Origin of the sequence: Klenkia terrae (genome assembly GCF_900491935.1) — a bacterium.
GTDB lineage: Bacteria > Actinomycetota > Actinomycetes > Mycobacteriales > Geodermatophilaceae > Klenkia > Klenkia terrae.
Genome location: NZ_UEXK01000004.1, coordinates 475,120 through 490,209 on the forward strand (window position 1 = coordinate 475,120; position 15,090 = coordinate 490,209).

The 15,090-nt window shown below is 75.5% G+C and carries 9 protein-coding genes; all 9 read right to left on the bottom strand.

Annotated elements, in window-relative coordinates:
* Positions 1–81: 81 nt before the first annotated feature.
* The gene (locus LFA75_RS02545) at positions 82–930 is read right to left on the bottom strand and encodes a nucleoside hydrolase (RefSeq protein WP_225232196.1); all 849 of its coding nucleotides are present in this window, start codon (positions 928–930) and stop codon (positions 82–84) included.
* Positions 927–3,536 (bottom strand): glycoside hydrolase family 78 protein, encoded by a 2,610-nt coding sequence (locus LFA75_RS02550; RefSeq protein ID WP_225232197.1) that lies wholly within the window; start codon positions 3,534–3,536, stop codon positions 927–929. The genes LFA75_RS02545 and LFA75_RS02550 overlap by 4 nt, the downstream gene beginning before the upstream one ends.
* Positions 3,533–4,441 (bottom strand): alpha/beta hydrolase, encoded by a 909-nt coding sequence (locus tag LFA75_RS02555; RefSeq protein ID WP_225232198.1) that lies wholly within the window; start codon positions 4,439–4,441, stop codon positions 3,533–3,535. Before LFA75_RS02555 ends, LFA75_RS02550 begins: the two co-directional genes overlap by 4 nt.
* Complete coding sequence (locus LFA75_RS02560) at positions 4,438–7,071, bottom strand: family 78 glycoside hydrolase catalytic domain (protein ID WP_225232199.1); 2,634 nt, start codon at positions 7,069–7,071, stop codon at positions 4,438–4,440. The genes LFA75_RS02555 and LFA75_RS02560 overlap by 4 nt, the downstream gene beginning before the upstream one ends.
* Entirely contained in the window at positions 7,068–9,437 is a 2,370-nt protein-coding gene (locus LFA75_RS02565; protein WP_225232200.1) for a glycoside hydrolase family 3 C-terminal domain-containing protein, read from the bottom strand. The genes LFA75_RS02560 and LFA75_RS02565 overlap by 4 nt, the downstream gene beginning before the upstream one ends.
* Positions 9,434–10,438, bottom strand: coding sequence for an oligopeptide/dipeptide ABC transporter ATP-binding protein (locus tag LFA75_RS02570; protein WP_225232201.1), 1,005 nt, complete (start codon positions 10,436–10,438; stop codon positions 9,434–9,436). Before LFA75_RS02570 ends, LFA75_RS02565 begins: the two co-directional genes overlap by 4 nt.
* The gene (locus tag LFA75_RS02575; RefSeq protein ID WP_225232202.1) at positions 10,435–12,480 is read right to left on the bottom strand and encodes a dipeptide/oligopeptide/nickel ABC transporter permease/ATP-binding protein; all 2,046 of its coding nucleotides are present in this window, start codon (positions 12,478–12,480) and stop codon (positions 10,435–10,437) included. Before LFA75_RS02575 ends, LFA75_RS02570 begins: the two co-directional genes overlap by 4 nt.
* A complete protein-coding gene (locus LFA75_RS02580) occupies positions 12,477–13,418 on the bottom strand; it encodes an ABC transporter permease (RefSeq protein ID WP_225232203.1) in 942 nt (313 codons plus the stop codon). Before LFA75_RS02580 ends, LFA75_RS02575 begins: the two co-directional genes overlap by 4 nt.
* A 71-nt stretch (positions 13,419–13,489) precedes the next feature.
* A complete protein-coding gene (locus LFA75_RS02585; RefSeq protein WP_225232204.1) occupies positions 13,490–15,037 on the bottom strand; it encodes an ABC transporter substrate-binding protein in 1,548 nt (515 codons plus the stop codon).
* Positions 15,038–15,090 lie beyond the last annotated feature (53 nt).

Below are 15,090 nucleotides of genomic sequence, written 5' to 3' on the forward strand. Positions count from 1 at the left end.
CGCCCAGCTGGGGGGAGGTCCGGCGCCGGCCGCGGACCCACCCCCAGCAGGGTGGACCTGGCTCGGCAGGGACCGCGACGCTCAGCCGCCGAGGGCCAGCCGCTCGTGCCGGCGGAGCTTGGCGAGCAGGTCGGCGACCAGCAGCCGGACGTCGACGTCGGTGACCACCCGTCGGGGCGCGCCGTCGGACGCGACCTCGGTCCACGCGCTGGTGGTGTCGGTCAGCGCGGTCAGCAGCACCGGCGGGCTGTCCCCCAGCGGCCAGGTCTCGCCCTGCTCCACGAAGTCCGGGATCGGCAGCTCGACTAACCGCTGCCACAGCCAGGCGCCCACCCGCCCGGCCTGGCCCAGGTCCTCCTCCAGCTCGGCGACCGAGTGCTCGCACCGCCGGTAGGCCTCCAGCGGGACCTGGGTGACGGCCAGGTCCGACCGGGCCAGCACCTCGCGGGCAGCCCCGGAGTCGGTCTCGCGGTTGTACTCGAACGCGTCGGCGTCCAGCGACCCGCCGACCCAGACCAGCGTCATCCGGGACGCGATCTCCGGCTCCTGGCGCAGCGCCTGCGCCACGTTCGTGAGCGGGCCGGCGCAGACCACCACCAGCGGCAGCGGGTCGTCGCGCAGCGCCTGGGCGACGACCAGGTCCGCGGCGGCCGAGCCGGTGTCCCCGGCGTCCAGGACGACGTCGCAGCCGGCCGCGACCACCGGCCGGGGCCCGTCGACCAGGTCGACGAGCTCCCGGGCCAGCCGGGCGCCGCGCTCGGCCGTGCCCTCGGCCGGCCCGAACACCGGGCTCAGGTGCGAGCTGGTGACGGCGTCCACCCGGTTGGCGGGGCTGAGCAGGTGGTGGGCGAGGGCGACCAGGCCGTCGGGGTCCCCCGCCCAGTCGTTGTCCAGCACGACGCGGCAGCGCTGGGTGGTCCGCAGGCTCACGCGTGCGCGTCCGGGTCGAAGAACAGCGCGGGCTTCTCGACCGGCTGCGGCTCGACGATCGTGCAGGCGAAGGTGTGCGCCCCCGAGCCCACGACCACCGGCGCGCTGTCGTCGGGCAGCCGCACCGTGGCCGTCGTGCTCGGCGGCACGGTCAGCTCCAGGGCGAACGCCGTCCCGCCGGTCAGCGTCCAGGACACCGCGGCCCGGCCGTAGGGCGTGTCGTGCTCGGCCGACGCCGAGCTGATGCCCGGGCCGGGACGCGGGGCGACCAGCAGCTCCCGGTACCCCGGCGCCGCCGGGGCGAGGCCGGCGACCGTGCGGTGCAGCCAGTCGGCGACCGCGCCCAGCGCGTAGTGGTTGAACGACGTCATGTCCCCGGGGTTGATCGAGCCATCCGGGAGCATCGAGTCCCAGCGCTCCCAGATCGTGGTCGCCCCCATCGACACCGGGTAGAGCCAGCTCGGGCACTCCTCCTGCAGCAGCAGCTCGTAGGCGCTGGCCAGCTCGCCGGCGTTGGTGAGCGCGTCGCAGACCAGCGGCGTGCCGAGGAAGCCGCTGGCGATGTGGAACCCGTCGTCGAGCACCTGCCGGGCCAGCAGTGCCCCGGTGTGGCCGCGCTGCTCCGGCGCCAGCAGGTCGAACTCCAGCGCCAGCGCGTAGGCGGTCTGCGACGGGAAGGCCACCCGGCCGGTGGGGCTGACGTACTCGGAGCGGAACCGGGCGGCGGCCCGCTCCCCCAGCTCGGCGAACCGCGCGCCGTCCTCACCCAGCAGCCCGGCGATCTCCGCCAGGGTGCGGGACGAGCGGGCGAGGTAGGCGGTGGCGACGGCCTGCCACGGCGTGCGGGCGGCGGCCGGGTTGTCCGGCGGAGCGGAGGCGTCCAGCCAGTCGCCGAAGGAGAACCCGCCCTCGGGGAAGTCGACGTCGGCGCCGGCCCGGCCGGCGAACGCGTCGACCCAGGCCACCATCGACGGCCACTGCCTCGCGAGCAGGCCGAGGTCACCGGTGCGCTGGAACAGCACCCACGGCACGACGACCGCCGCGTCGCCCCAGCCGACCTCGGGCTGCTGCGGGAAGGGCAGCAGCGGGATGAACGGCACGTACATCGGGACGACGCCGTCCAGCTCGGCCTGCTCCACGGCCAGGTCGGCCAGCCAGCCGCCGAGCATGCCGGTGGTGTCGTAGAGGAACGACGCGGTGGGTGCGAAGACCTGCAGGTCACCGGTCCAGCCCAGCCGCTCGTCGCGCTGCGGGCAGTCGGTCGGCAGGTCCAGGAAGTTGCCGCGCATCCCCCACAGCACGTTCTCGTGCAGCCGGGTGACACGCTCGTCAGAGCAGGCGAACCAGCCGGTGCGCCGCAGGTCGGTGTGCAGCACCACGGCCTCGAGGTCGTCCACGGTCAGCTCGCCGGGCCAGCCGGTCACCTCGGCGTACCGGAAGCCGTGCACGGTGAAGCGCGGCTCCCACGACCGCGGACCGGCGCCGTCCAGCACGACGACGTCGGTCGCCTGCGCCCCGCGCAACGGGCGGGTGCCGAGCTCGCCGTGCTCGAGCACCTCGGCGTGCCGGAGGGTGATGGTCGTGCCGGCCGGGGCGTCGGGCAGCGCCAGGCGGATCCGGCCGGCCAGGTTCTGGCCGAAGTCCACCAGCACGGCCCCGGACGGCGCGGTGCTCACCTCGACGGCGCGCACCACCTCGGTGCGGCGGACCGGGGGGCCGGTCGGCGCGACCAGCGTCGCGGGGTCCAGCACGCCGACCTCGACCGGCGTCCAGGCGGTGTCGTCGAAGCCCCGTGCCGACCAGCCGGGCAGCTCCCGGCGCAGGTCGCCCGACTCCCCCGGGTACAGCCCGGTCGAGGTGATCGGCCCGTCGGTGGTGGACCGCCAGGTCCCGTCGGTGGTGACCACGGTGCGGCTGCCGTCGGGGTGCTCGACCTCCAGCTGGGCGTAGGCGCCGGTCCGGTCGCCGTAGAACGCCCGCCCGCCGGTGAAGCCCAGCGCGCCGCGGAACCAGCCGTCGGCCAGCGCGATCCCCAGCGCGTTGGTGCCCTCGGTCAGCAGGTCGGTGACGTCCCAGGTCAGGTAGCGCAGCCGGTGCCGGTAGCTGGTCCACCCCGGGGCCAGCACCTCGTCGCCGACCGTCTGGCCGTTCACCTCGGCCTCCAGGACGCCCTGGGCGGTGGCGTACAGCCGCGCGGACACCACCGGGGCGTCGAGGGCGAACTCCCGCCGCAGCAGCGCGACCGGGTCCGGCGCGTCGCCCAGCACGGGCTGGACCAGGGTCGCCGTCCAGTCGGCCGGCTGCAGCAGCCCGGTCTCCACGACGACCTCGGGCGACCAGTCCGTCGGGTCGCCGTCCGGGCCCCAGACGCGGACCCGCACGGTGCGCCGCTCCCGGCTGGCCAGCGGCTCGACCGGCCAGGGCACCAGGACCGAGTCGCGCGCGTCGACGCGGTCGCCGACCACGTCGCCGATCTGCAGCTGGTAGGCCGTCTGCACCCAGTCCGGCTGGTCGGTCGAGGTCACCCAGGACAGCCGGGGGGCGGCCTCGCCGATGCCGAGCGGCTCCCGGTGGTGCTCGACGGTGACCGGTCCGACGGTGCTCACGACAGCTGCTCCGCCACGAAGTCCACGGTGAGCTGCACGAGGGCGTCGATGTCGTCGTGCCCGTCGAAGATGTGCAGGGCACCCTCGACGGGGACCAACGTCGCCGGCACCCCGGCGGCGGTCAGCGCGGCGTGCAGGATCTCGCTCTGCTCGTAGGGCACCAGCCAGTCCGCGGTGCCGTGCACCAGCAGGAACGGGGGCGCCTGGGGTGTCACGTGGGTCACCGGGCTGGCGTCGGCCAGCGCGTCGCCGGTGAGGCCCCGGGTGAGGTGGTCCTCCGGTGCGGTCAGCAGCTCCGGGGGCAGCTTCGCCGCGACGTGCGGCGGCGGCGGCCGGCGGGGCATGGTCGACAGGTCCGCCGGGCCGTACCAGTCGACGACGGCCTGGACGGCGGAGGACTCCCCCACCACCCCGGGCGCGGGCTCCAGGTCGGGGCGGTGGGCGGTGAGGCCGACCGAGGCGGCGATGTGCGCCCCGGCGGGCTCCCCGACGATGCCGACCCGCTCGGTGGCCAGACCCAGCTCGGGCCCGAAGCGGCGCAACCAGCGGACGGCGGCCTTGGCGTCCAGCAGCTGCGCGGGGAAGGGCGCCTCCAGCGCGTGCCGGTAGTCGATGCTGGCGACGGCGATCCCGGCGGCGAGGAACGCGTCGAACACCTGGTCCGGGCGGAACGTCTCGGGCAGTTCCCGGCGGTCGCCGAACATGAACCCGCCGCCGTGCACCCACACCACCAGCGGCGCCGGGGAGGTGGCCGGCGCCCACAGGTCTAGCTGCAGCGGCCGGAAGCCGAAGGCCACCGCGTAGGTCAGACCCGACCAGTGCCGGCTCCCGTCGGGTCGGACGGTGGGCTGGTGCGGCGGCAGGAACCGGGCCGGGCCGGCCCAGTCGGCGGTGAGCTCGGTCATCGGGGGACGTCCTCCAGTGCGTGGGTGCAGGCGTAGGTGTGGGTGCCGGGACCGGCGGTCGCCGTCGTCCCGTCGGGCAGGACGACCTCGGCCGACGTCCCGGCCGGGACGACGACGGTCAGCTCGAACCGGCCGTCGGCCAGCGACCAGGCCGACTCGACCCGGCCGTAGGGGCACTCGTGCGCGGCCGAGGCCGAGGTGAGCCCGCCGCCGGGGCGCGGGGCGACCCGGAACCGTCGGTACGCCGGCTCCAGCAGCGAGATCCCCGCGGTGTACCGGTGCAGGAACGAGACGACGGCGCCCTTGGAGTAGTGGTTGAGCGACTCGTGCGGGGTGCCGTCGGGCCGGACGCCGTCCCAGCGCTCCCAGACGGTGGTGGACCCGGCGTCGACCATGGCCATCCAGCCGGGTTCGCCGTCGGCCAGCAGCACCTCGTAGGCGGTGCCCAGGTGGCCGGCGTCGGCGAGCACCGGCAGCAGGTCCGGGGTGGCCAGGAAGCCGGTGCCCAGGTGCCCGCCGGCCTCGCGGACCAGCTCGACCAGCCGGTCGGCGACTGCGGCGCGCAGGTCGGCGGGCACCAGGTCGAAGGCCAGCGCGCGCACGTGGGTGGCCTGGGTGTCGACGACCAGCCGGCCCCCGCGCACGTACTCGCGCTGCCAGGAGTCCCGGGCGCCGTCGGCCAGGGCGGTCCACCGGGTCGGGTCCTCGCCGATGATCCCGGCGATCCGGGCCATCAGCCCGGCGGAGTGGGCGAGGAACGCCGTCGCGACGTCGCCCTTGTCCGCGGCGACGAAGGCGTCCATCGGGCCGGGGCCCTCGCCGGGCTCCAGCCACTCGCCCCAGTGGAAGCCGGTGTCCCAGAGGTACCGCTCGTGCGGGGCGGGCTCGCCGGTGCGGGTGGGGTGCCGCTGCTCCCGGGCCATGGTCTCGGCCCGCTCCAGCCAGCGGACCATCGTCGGCCAGTTCTCGGCCAGGACGTCGGTGTCGCCGTGGGCCCGGTGGATCTCCCACGGCACGATCACGCACGCGTCGCCCCAGCCGGCCGACCCGTTGAGGAGGGCGATCGGCCCCTCGCGGCCCTCGTGCCGCGGGGACGGGCTGACGTTGGCGACGGTGCCGTCGGGCCACTGGTCGGCGGCGACGTCGCGCAGCCACTTGGTGCTGAACCCGGCGACGTCGTAGAGGAACGCGGCGGTCGGCACGAACAGCTGCCAGTCGCCGGTCCAGCCGTGCCGCTCGCGGTGCGGGCAGTCGGTGGGGATGTCGCAGGCGTTGTCCCGGAAGCTCCACACCGCGGCGTCGTGCAGCGCTTGCAGCCGGGGGTCGCTGCAGGTGAACCAGCCGGTGCGGCGCAGGTCGGTGTGCACCACCACGCCGCGGACGTCGTCGGCGGTCAGCGGTCCGGGGTGGCCCTCGACCCGGGCGTACCGGAAGCCGTGGGTGGTCCGGCGGGGCTCGAAGACCTCCCCGGGCACCCCCGCGGACACCACGGCGTCGACCTGGCCGGCGGGCAGCCGGTGCGGCAGGAACGGCAGGTCGGGCTCGAGGTTGGCCACGGTGACGTCGCCGTCGCCGCCCAGCCACTCGCCGTGGGTGATCGTCAGCTCGGTGCCGGCCGGGCCCAGGTCGGCCAGCCGCAGCCAGCCGTTGATGTTCTGGCCCAGGTCCACGACGTGGGCACCGGAGGCGAGCTGGGTGACCGAGCGGGGCACCAGCTCCTCGACCCGGCGGGCCGGCGGGGCCGGGGAGTCGACCAGCCCCGCGTAGCCGTGGTCGACCACGGCGACGGCGTCCCAGCCGGTGTCGTCGAAGCCGGGGGCGTCCCAGCCGGCGGGCCGGCGGGTGAGGTCCCAGCGCTCGCCGGCGATCAGGTCGGCGGCGACCACGTGGCCGACCGAGCTGCGCCAGTCCGCACCGGTGCCGACGACGACGGTGCTGCCGTCGGCGGCGGTGAGGTGCAGCTGGGCCAGCAGCGCCGTCCGGTCGCCCCACTGGTCGGTGGCCCGGGTGATGCCGACCTGTCCGCGGAACCAGCCGTCGGCGAGGACGACGGCCAGCGCGTGCCGGCCCGGGGCCAGCGGGCCGACGTCGTGCGTCTGCACCTGCAGCCGGGCGTCGTACTGCGTGTAGCCCGGGGTCAGCTCGGCGTCGCCGATCCGGGCACCGTCCAGGAACGCCTCGTAGAGACCCTGCGCCGTGGCGTGCAGCCGGGCGGCCACCACGGGCGCGGGCACGTCGAGCTCGACCCGCAGCAGCGCCGCCGGACGGTCGCCCTCCTCCCCCGCCGGCATGGTGCCCGGCTCGACCCACCGGGCGGACCAGTCCTCGGCCCAGAGCAGCCCGGTCTCGAACCAGGACGGCTCGGACACCGGGCTCTCGCCCAGGTCGGTGCGCACCTGCACCTGCCACGCGACCCGCTGGGACGACGCCAGCGGCGGCCCGGCGTAGGGCACCAGCAGCTGCCGGTCCGACCCGACCCAGCCGGTGTCCCAGCCGTTGTCGGTGATGACCCGGTAGGCCTGCTGCGCCGCCGCACCGGCGGGCAGCTGCCAGGACAGCCGGGGCGCCCCGGTCTGGATGCCGAGCGCGGCGTCCAGGTGCTCCACCCGGAGGGTGTGCGGTGCGGTCACGGCAGCCTCAGGACGGCGGACACGAGCTGCTCGCCGGCCGACGGGCCGCTGGACAGCACGACGCGGCCGGGCTCGACCGTCCAGGCACCCGCTTCCCGGTGGCGGAGGGTCCGCTGCCCGACGGCGACGGGGACGTCGACCACCTCGCCCGGGCCAGCGTGCACCACGGCGAAGCCGGCCAGCCAGCGCACCGGCCGCTCCACCGCGGAGTCCGGACGGGTGGCGTAGACCTGCACGACCTGCTTGCCGGCCCGGTCACCGGTGTTGCGCAGCCGCACGGTCGCGGTCCACCCGTCGACGAACAGCTGCTCCCAGTCCCAGGTCGTGTAGCCCAGGCCGTGGCCGAACCACCAGGCCGGGTCGGGGTCCCGGCGGAGGTGGCCGCGGTACCCGATGTGCAGGCCCTCCCGGTACTCCAGCCGGCCGTCGGTGGGCACGACCTCGGTGACCGGCGCGTCGGCCAGCGCGACCGGCCAGGTGGTGGGCAGGCGCCCGCCGGGCTCGACGACCCCCAGCAGGAGGTCGGCCAGGGCCGCACCGGCCTCCATCCCGGGGAACCAGAACTGCAGGACGGCGGACACCTCGTCCCGCCAGGGCAGCTCCACCGGCGCCCCGGCGTTGACCACCACCACGGTGCGACGCGCCACCGCGGCGACCGCCCTGACCAACTCGTCCTGCCGGCCGGGCAGCCGCAGGTCGGTGCGGTCGGTGCCCTCGCTCTCGACCGCCTCCGAGGTGCCGACGACGACCACCGCGACCTCGGCGTCCCGGGCCAGGTCGACGGCGCGGATCAGCTCGGCGTCGTCGCCCGCCCACGGTCCGGCGACGGCGAAGCCGCCGAAGAGGATGAACGCCTGCGGGTCGGGCGCCCAGTGCAGCAGCACGTCGACGTCCTGACCGGCGCTCAGCTCGACGCCGGCGGACGCCTGCGCGGGCGTGCCGAACAGCAGGGCGGGGTCGTGCGGGGCGTCCAGGTGCTCGCGGTGCAGCACCTCGGACCCGTCGACGACCAACCGGTGCTCACCGGCGCCGGAGACGCCCAGCTGCCACTCGCCGTCCTGGTCCGGGCGGAACGTGCAGGCCAGCTCGAGCGCGACGGCACCGGCGGGGAACTCCGCGGAGATGCGGACCAGGTTGGCCGTCGCAGCACCCTGCTCGGCGACCACCGCGCCGGCGGCGTCCAGCCAGCGCACGGTGGCCTCGCCGACCAGCTCGTCGGGCCGGACCTGCCGCAGCCCCTCCGCCAACAGGCAGCCCGGCGCGGTGACCACGTCGGCCCCGGCGGCCCGCAGCCCAGCCAGCGGGGTGACCAGGTGCGGCGGGAACACGATCGCCGAGCCACCGCCCAACGCGCGGATGTCCGTGGCGCCGGGGCCGAGCAGCGCCATGCGACCCGGGCCGGTCAGCGGCAGCACGCCGTCGTTGGTCAGCAGCACCGCGCCGGCGGCCGCGGCCTCCCGGGCCAGCGGGGCGAGGTCCTCGACCCGGCCGGCGGTGGGCCGGGTCGGCGCGGGCGCCCCCTCGAGCGCGCCGGTGCGCTGGGCCAGCAGCAACAGCCGCCGGACCTTGTCGTCGATCGCCGCCTCGGGCACCCGACCGGCGCGGACGGCCTCGGCCAGGCCGGCATAGCGGGGCTCCGGGCCGGGCATCGCGAGGTCGGTGCCGGCCGCGGCGGTGGCCTCGCCGTCGTAGACCGCGCCCCAGTCGCTGACCACCACGCCGTCGAACCCCCAGCTGCCCTTCAGCGGCTCGGCCAGCAGGTCGTTCTCGGTCATCGGCGTCCCGGCCACCGAGTTGTAGGCGGCCATCACCGTCCACGGCTGCGCCTCGGCGACGACGGTCTCGAACGGTGCCAGGTACAGCTCGTGCAGGGTGCGCTCGTCGAGGACGTTGTCCACCGACATGCGGTCGGTCTCGGCGTCGTTGGCGACGTAGTGCTTGGGGCAGGCACCGACGCCGTTCTCCTGCAGGCCGCGCACGTACGCCGCGGCCAGCTCGCCGGTCAGGTGCGGGTCCTCGGCCATGCACTCGAAGTGCCGGCCGCCCAGCGGGGTGCGGTGCAGGTTGATCGTCGGCCCGAGGACGACGTCCACGCCCTTGCGCACGGCCTCCGCGGCCAGCGCGGCGCCCAGCCGGTGCAGCAGGTCGACGTCCCAGCTCGCCGCAGTGGCCGAGCCGGACGGGAAGGCCGCCGAGGCCGCCCAGTCGTCCCGGCTGGTGCCGCGGACGCCGACCGGGCCGTCGGACACGCTGATCTCCCGCAGCCCGATCGCCGGGACGGCGGCCGTCGTCCAGGCACCGGAGCCCGACAGCAGGGTGGTCTTGGTGTCCAGGTCGAGCTGGTCGAGCAGGTGGTCCAGGTTCACGCGGTGAGCTCCTCGGCGTGGTGGCAGGCGGTCAGGCTGGCGCCGACCGGTCGCAGGGCGGGGCGCTCGGCGGTGCAGATCTCGGTGGCCAGCGGGCAGCGCGAGGCGAAGGGGCCCCCGGTCGGCGACGGCGCGGCGGCCCCCGCCGTCCCGATGCCCAGCGCCTCGCGCGCGGCGCGGCGGGCGGCCTGCTCGGCCGGCCTGGGCACGGGCGCGGCCGAGGTCAGCGCCGCGGTGTAGGGGTGCCGGGGGTGCAGCGTGACGTCGTCCACCGGTCCGGTCTCCATGACCTGGCCGCGGTAGAGCACCACGGTGCGCTGGGCCAGGAACCGGACGACGCCGAGGTCGTGGGCGACGAAGAGGAACGCCAGGCCGTGCTCGTCGCGCAGGTCGGCGAGCAGGTTGAGCACCTGGGCCTGGGTGGACAGGTCCAGCGCGGAGACCGGCTCGTCGAGCACGATCACCTGCGGCCGGACGACCAGCGAGCGGGCGATGGCGATCCGCTGCCGCTGGCCGCCGGAGAACTGGGTGGGGTACCGGTCCACGGCGTCGCCGGGCAGGCCGACGGACTCCAGCGCCTGCCGGGCCCGGGCCATCGCGTCGGCGGTGCCGCGGGGCAGCGGCTCGACAAGCGTCTGGCCGATCGTGCGCGCCGGGTTCAGCGAGGAGTACGGGTCCTGGAAGACCACCCGCAGGTCGGCGGCGAGGCCGCGGCGCTTGCGCAGCGGCAGGTCGGTGATGTCCCGGCCCTGCACCAGCACCCGGCCCGCGGCCGGCGGCTGCAGACCCAGGATCGCCTTGCCGATCGTGGACTTGCCCGAGCCGGACTCCCCCACCAGCCCGAGGGTCTCCCCGGGGGCGACGGTGAAGCTGACCCCGTCGATCGCCGGGGTCGCCGCGCGGGCCTTGCGCCCCGAGCCGTACCGGACGACGAGGTCGCGGACCTCCAGCGCGGGGGTGGTGGTGGCCTGGTCCTCGCGGACGGGGGCGGCGGCGGTCATCGGGCTCCTCCGGCGGTGATCTCGGTGGGGACGACGTCGACGGCGGCGATCTCGGCGCCGGCTTCCTCGGGCGTCCAGCTGATCCGGTGCAGGGCGAGGTCCTCGACCCGGACGCAGCGGACCAGTCCGCCGCCGTGCGCAGGGACGGCGGGGAACGGCGTCCGGCACTCGTCGGTGGCGAACAGGCAGCGGCCGGCGAACCGGCAGCCCACGGGCCAGGTGCCCGGGGAGGGCACCGTGCCGGCGATCGAGGCCAGCCGCTCGGGGACCGGCTCGCCGTCGGGCACGTGCGGGTCGGCGCCCAGCAGCGCCATCGTGTACGGGTGCCGGGGCTCGTCGAGCACCGCGGTGGTCGCGCCGGCCTCGACCACCTCGCCGGCGTACATGACGGCGACGTCGTCGCAGAGGTCGGCGACCACGCCCAGGTCGTGGGTGACCAGCACGACCGACAGCCCGGTGTCGCGCACCAGGGCGCGGAGCAGGCTGAGGATCTCGGCCTGCACGGTGACGTCGAGCGCGGTGGTCGGCTCGTCGGCGACCAGCAGGTCCGGCTCGCCGGTGAGCGCGAGGGCGATGCAGACCCGCTGCGCCATGCCGCCGGACAGCTGGTGCGGGTAGCTGCCCAGGATCCGGTCGGCGTCCACGATGCCCACGTTGCGCAGCAGCTGCGCGGCGATGGTGCGGGCCTCCCGCCGCCCCACCCCGCGGTGCCGGCGGATCGGCCCGGTGAGCTGGGTGGCGACGGAGAAGGCCGGGTCCAGGGCGACCATCGGCTCCTGGGAGATCAGCGCGATCCGGCTGCCGCGGTAGCCGCGCAGCTCGCCCTCGGCCAGGCCGACCAGGTCGGTGCCCTGGAAGCTGATGGAGCCACCGGAGACCTCGACGCCGTCGGGCAGCAGGCCCAGCAGCGAGCGGGCGGTCATCGACTTGCCGCAGCCGGACTCGCCGACCAGGCCGAGCACGGTGCCGCGACGGACGGTCAGCGAGACCCCGGTGACCAGGTCGGGGCCGTCGACGACGCTGACCCGCAGGTCGCGGACGGCGAGCACGGCGTCGTCGGGCACCGGCGCGGGATCCGCAGCGGGGACCGCCGAGGGCGCCGGGGCGGGCGTCGTCGTCCGGGCCCGGCGGGAGCGGCGGCGGGCGCCCGCCCCGCCGCGGGCGGCGAGGGCGTCGGCGAGCTCGTTGGCCGCGACGACGGTGAGCGCGAGGACCAGGCCAGAGGGCACCAGCAGCCACGGGCCGTCGAACAGGTGCGAGGAGGCGTCGTTGATCATGAAGCCCCAGCTGGGGTCGGGCTCGCCGGGGCCGAAGCCGAGGAAGGCCAGCCCGGCGACGACCAGGATGCCGATGCCGAACAGCTGGGCGGCCTGCACCGCGATGACGGTGCCCATCGCCGGCAGCACGTGCCGGACGTTCACCCGGACCGAGCCCAGGCCGTCGACCCGGGCGGCGTCGACGTAGAGCCGCTGCCGGACCGACTGCGCGACACCCAGCATCACCCGGTAGACCGCCGCGGACAGCAGCACCCCGAACACGGCCATGACCAGCGGGATGTCGTTGCCGACGATGCCGATGACCGCCAGCAGCAGCACGGTGGCCGGCAGCGCGAGCAGCACCTCGGTGGCCCGGCTGATCAGCCGCTCGGTGCGGCCCGGGCGCTCGGCGGCGACGAGCGCGAGCGGCAGGCCGATGCCGAACGCGACGACGAGCATGAGCGCCGAGGACAGCAGCGGCAGCGAGCCGGCGGTGGCGATCCGGGAGAGCAGGTCGCGGCCCAGCGGGTCGGTGCCCAGCAGGTGGTCGGCCGAGGGCAGCGAGAGCCGGTCGCCGAGGTCCTGGGCGGTGACGTCGTAGGGCACCCACAGCGGTGCGGTCAGCGAGGCGAGGACGACGACGACCAGCCAGGCCGCGCCCAGCGCGCCGCCGGGGCGGCGGAGGAAGGCGGGCACCCCGCGCCGGCGGCTCGGCGGGGCGACCTCGGTGGCCGGCTCGTCCGGGGTCAGCAGGTCGGCATCGGGCAGGGGCTGGGGAGCGCTCACGCGGCACGCACCTTGGGGTCGAGGGCTGCGGTCACCAGGTCCAGCAGGAGGTTGACCAGGACGACGACGACGGTGGCGACGACGACCACCCCGACCAGCGCGGGGAAGTCACCGGAGCTGGCCGCCGCCTGGCTGGCCTGGCCGAGCCCGGGCAGCGCGAAGAGGTTCTCGATGATCACCGAACCGCCGAACAGGGCGATGAACTGGATGCCCAGGACCGCGACCACCGGGACGGCGGCCGAGCGCAGGGCGTGCACGTAGCGGATCCGCCACTCGGGGGTGCCGGTCGCCCGCAGCGTGCGGATGTGCTCGGCGCCCAGCACCTCGCGCATCGAGGCGGCCGAGGTGCGGGCCACGATCGCGGCCCCGCCGATGGTCAGCGCCAGCACCGGCAGCGCGACGCTCTGCAGCCAGCGGCCGGGGTCGGTGCTGAAGGGGACGTAGCCGGTGGCCGGCAGCAGGCCGGCCTGCAGGGAGAGCACGTAGACCAGCAGGACGCCGACCCAGAACTGCGGCAGGGAGAGGGCGATGCCGCTGCCGGTGGAGATGGCCTTGCCCAGCCGGCCGCCGCGGACCGCGGCGGTCACGCCGAGCAGGACGCCGACCACGCCGGACAGCAGCGTGGCCAGCACGGCGATCGACGCTGTGACCGGCAGCCGCGAGGCCAGGTCGGCCTCGATGTCGCGGCCGTCGATCAGGGAGGTGCCCAGGTCCAGGCGGACCAGCTGGGCCAGGTAGTCCCCGAACTGCTGCCAGAGCGGGTCGTCCCACCCCAGCCGGGCGTTCTCCGCGGCGATGTCGGCCGCGGTGGCCCCCGCCCCGAGCCGGACGGCGCCGGGGGTGGTGTCGCTGGCGTGCACCAGCAGGAAGCTGATCAGCACGGCGACGAGCACCGTGACGACGGCGAACGCCAGCCGGCGTGCGACGAAGGCGAGCATCGGGGGCTCCAGTCGGGAGGGGGTGGGGTGCCGGTGGCCGGGCCGCGGGAGCCCAGCCACCGGCGGTTGCGTCAGGCCGGCTGGATGGCCGAGAGCACCAGGTAGTTGTTCGTCCCGGCGAAGGAGGGCTCGCCCACCGAGTCGGCGTTGTAGCCGGCGTAGGTGAAGTCCTCGTAGACCGGCACGTACCAGCCGCGCTCGGTCAGCAGGGTGTTGAGCTGGGTGAGCGCCTGCGCCTGGGTGTCACCGGTGGTGCCCAGCGAGGCGCCCAGGGCCGCGGAGATGTCCGGGTCCTGCGCCTGCTGCAGGTTCATGAACCCGCCGACGACGACCCCGGCGACGAAGCCGGCCGGGTTGGCCCCGATGCCGAAGGGCCCGAACAGGATCGGGTCGGTGGAGACCGCGGCGAAGGCCTGGTCGGTCGACGTGGCCGTGACGAAGGTCAGCGTGATGCCGACCTCGGCCCACTGGGCCTGGATGGCGACGGCGTCCTCGTCGGGCTGGCCCAGCACGGTCAGGTTGACCTCGATGCCGTCCGGGTAGCCGGCGTCGGCCAGCAGCTGGCGGGCCTTGTCCGGGTCGTAGGCGTACTCGGTGTCGACGGCGGCGTCGAAGCCCGCGGTGCCCTCGGGGAACAGCTGCGAGGTGGCGCGGGCACCGGGGTGCAGGTCGTCGACCAGTGCCTGCCGGTCGGTGGCGTAGATCAGGGCCTGGCGGACCTCCACGTTGCCGAACGCCGGGTTGATCGCGCCGGTCTTGTCGGTGACCGGGAAGCCGACGATCGTGCCGCCGACGCTGACCGTCTTCTGCCGCGACTCGACCAGGTCGATGGTGGAGGGGTCGAGGATCGTGGCGACGTCGGCCTGGCCGGAGACGACCGCGTTGGCGAGGGCCTGGGCGTCGGTGATGACGGTGAAGACGATGGTGTCGTAGGACCAGCTGTCGGCGTCCCAGTTGTCGGCGTTCTTCGTCACCGTGTACGAGCTCGCCCGGGTGCTGGCATCGGCGTCCAGGGTGTAGGCGCCCGAGCCGTCGGGGGTGGTCTCCAGGGTGTCGGGATCGGCGACGCCGTCCGGGCCGACGATGGTGCCCTGGGTGTCGACCAGCGTGTTCTCCGGCGTGGCCTGCGGGGCGGCCCAGGTGATGACGACGGTCTGCGGGTCGGTGACCGCGACGTCGGTGATCTCGCTGGCGCCCCCGGCGGCGAAGGCGCCGTAGGCCGTCAGGTCGGCGTCGGTGCGCCGCTCGAGGTTGGCCTTGACCAGGTCGGCGTCCAGGCTCGAGCCGTCGGTGAAGGTGACGTCGTCACGCAGGGTGATCGTGGTCTGCAGGTTGTCCGCGCTGTTGGTGTAGCCGGTGGCCAGCGAGGGCTGGGAGACGCCGTCGGTGTCGGTCTCCCACAGCGCGTCGTACATCGAGCTGAAGAAGGTGAACTGGCCCTGCGAGTAGAGCAGCGGGTCGTAGCCGGTGGGCGCCGCGTCGGCGTCGAACGCCACGGTCAGCGTGCCCTCGGCGCTCTGGCTGCTGCTGCCCCCGCCGCTGCCGCCGCCGCAGGCGGTGAGGCCGAACGCGGCCACGGCGGCGAACGCCACCCCGGTCGTGGTCCTGGAACGATTCATAACGGGATTGGGCTCCTTCGCCGACGTCCTGCGGGGTGACCGGGTGGGACCCG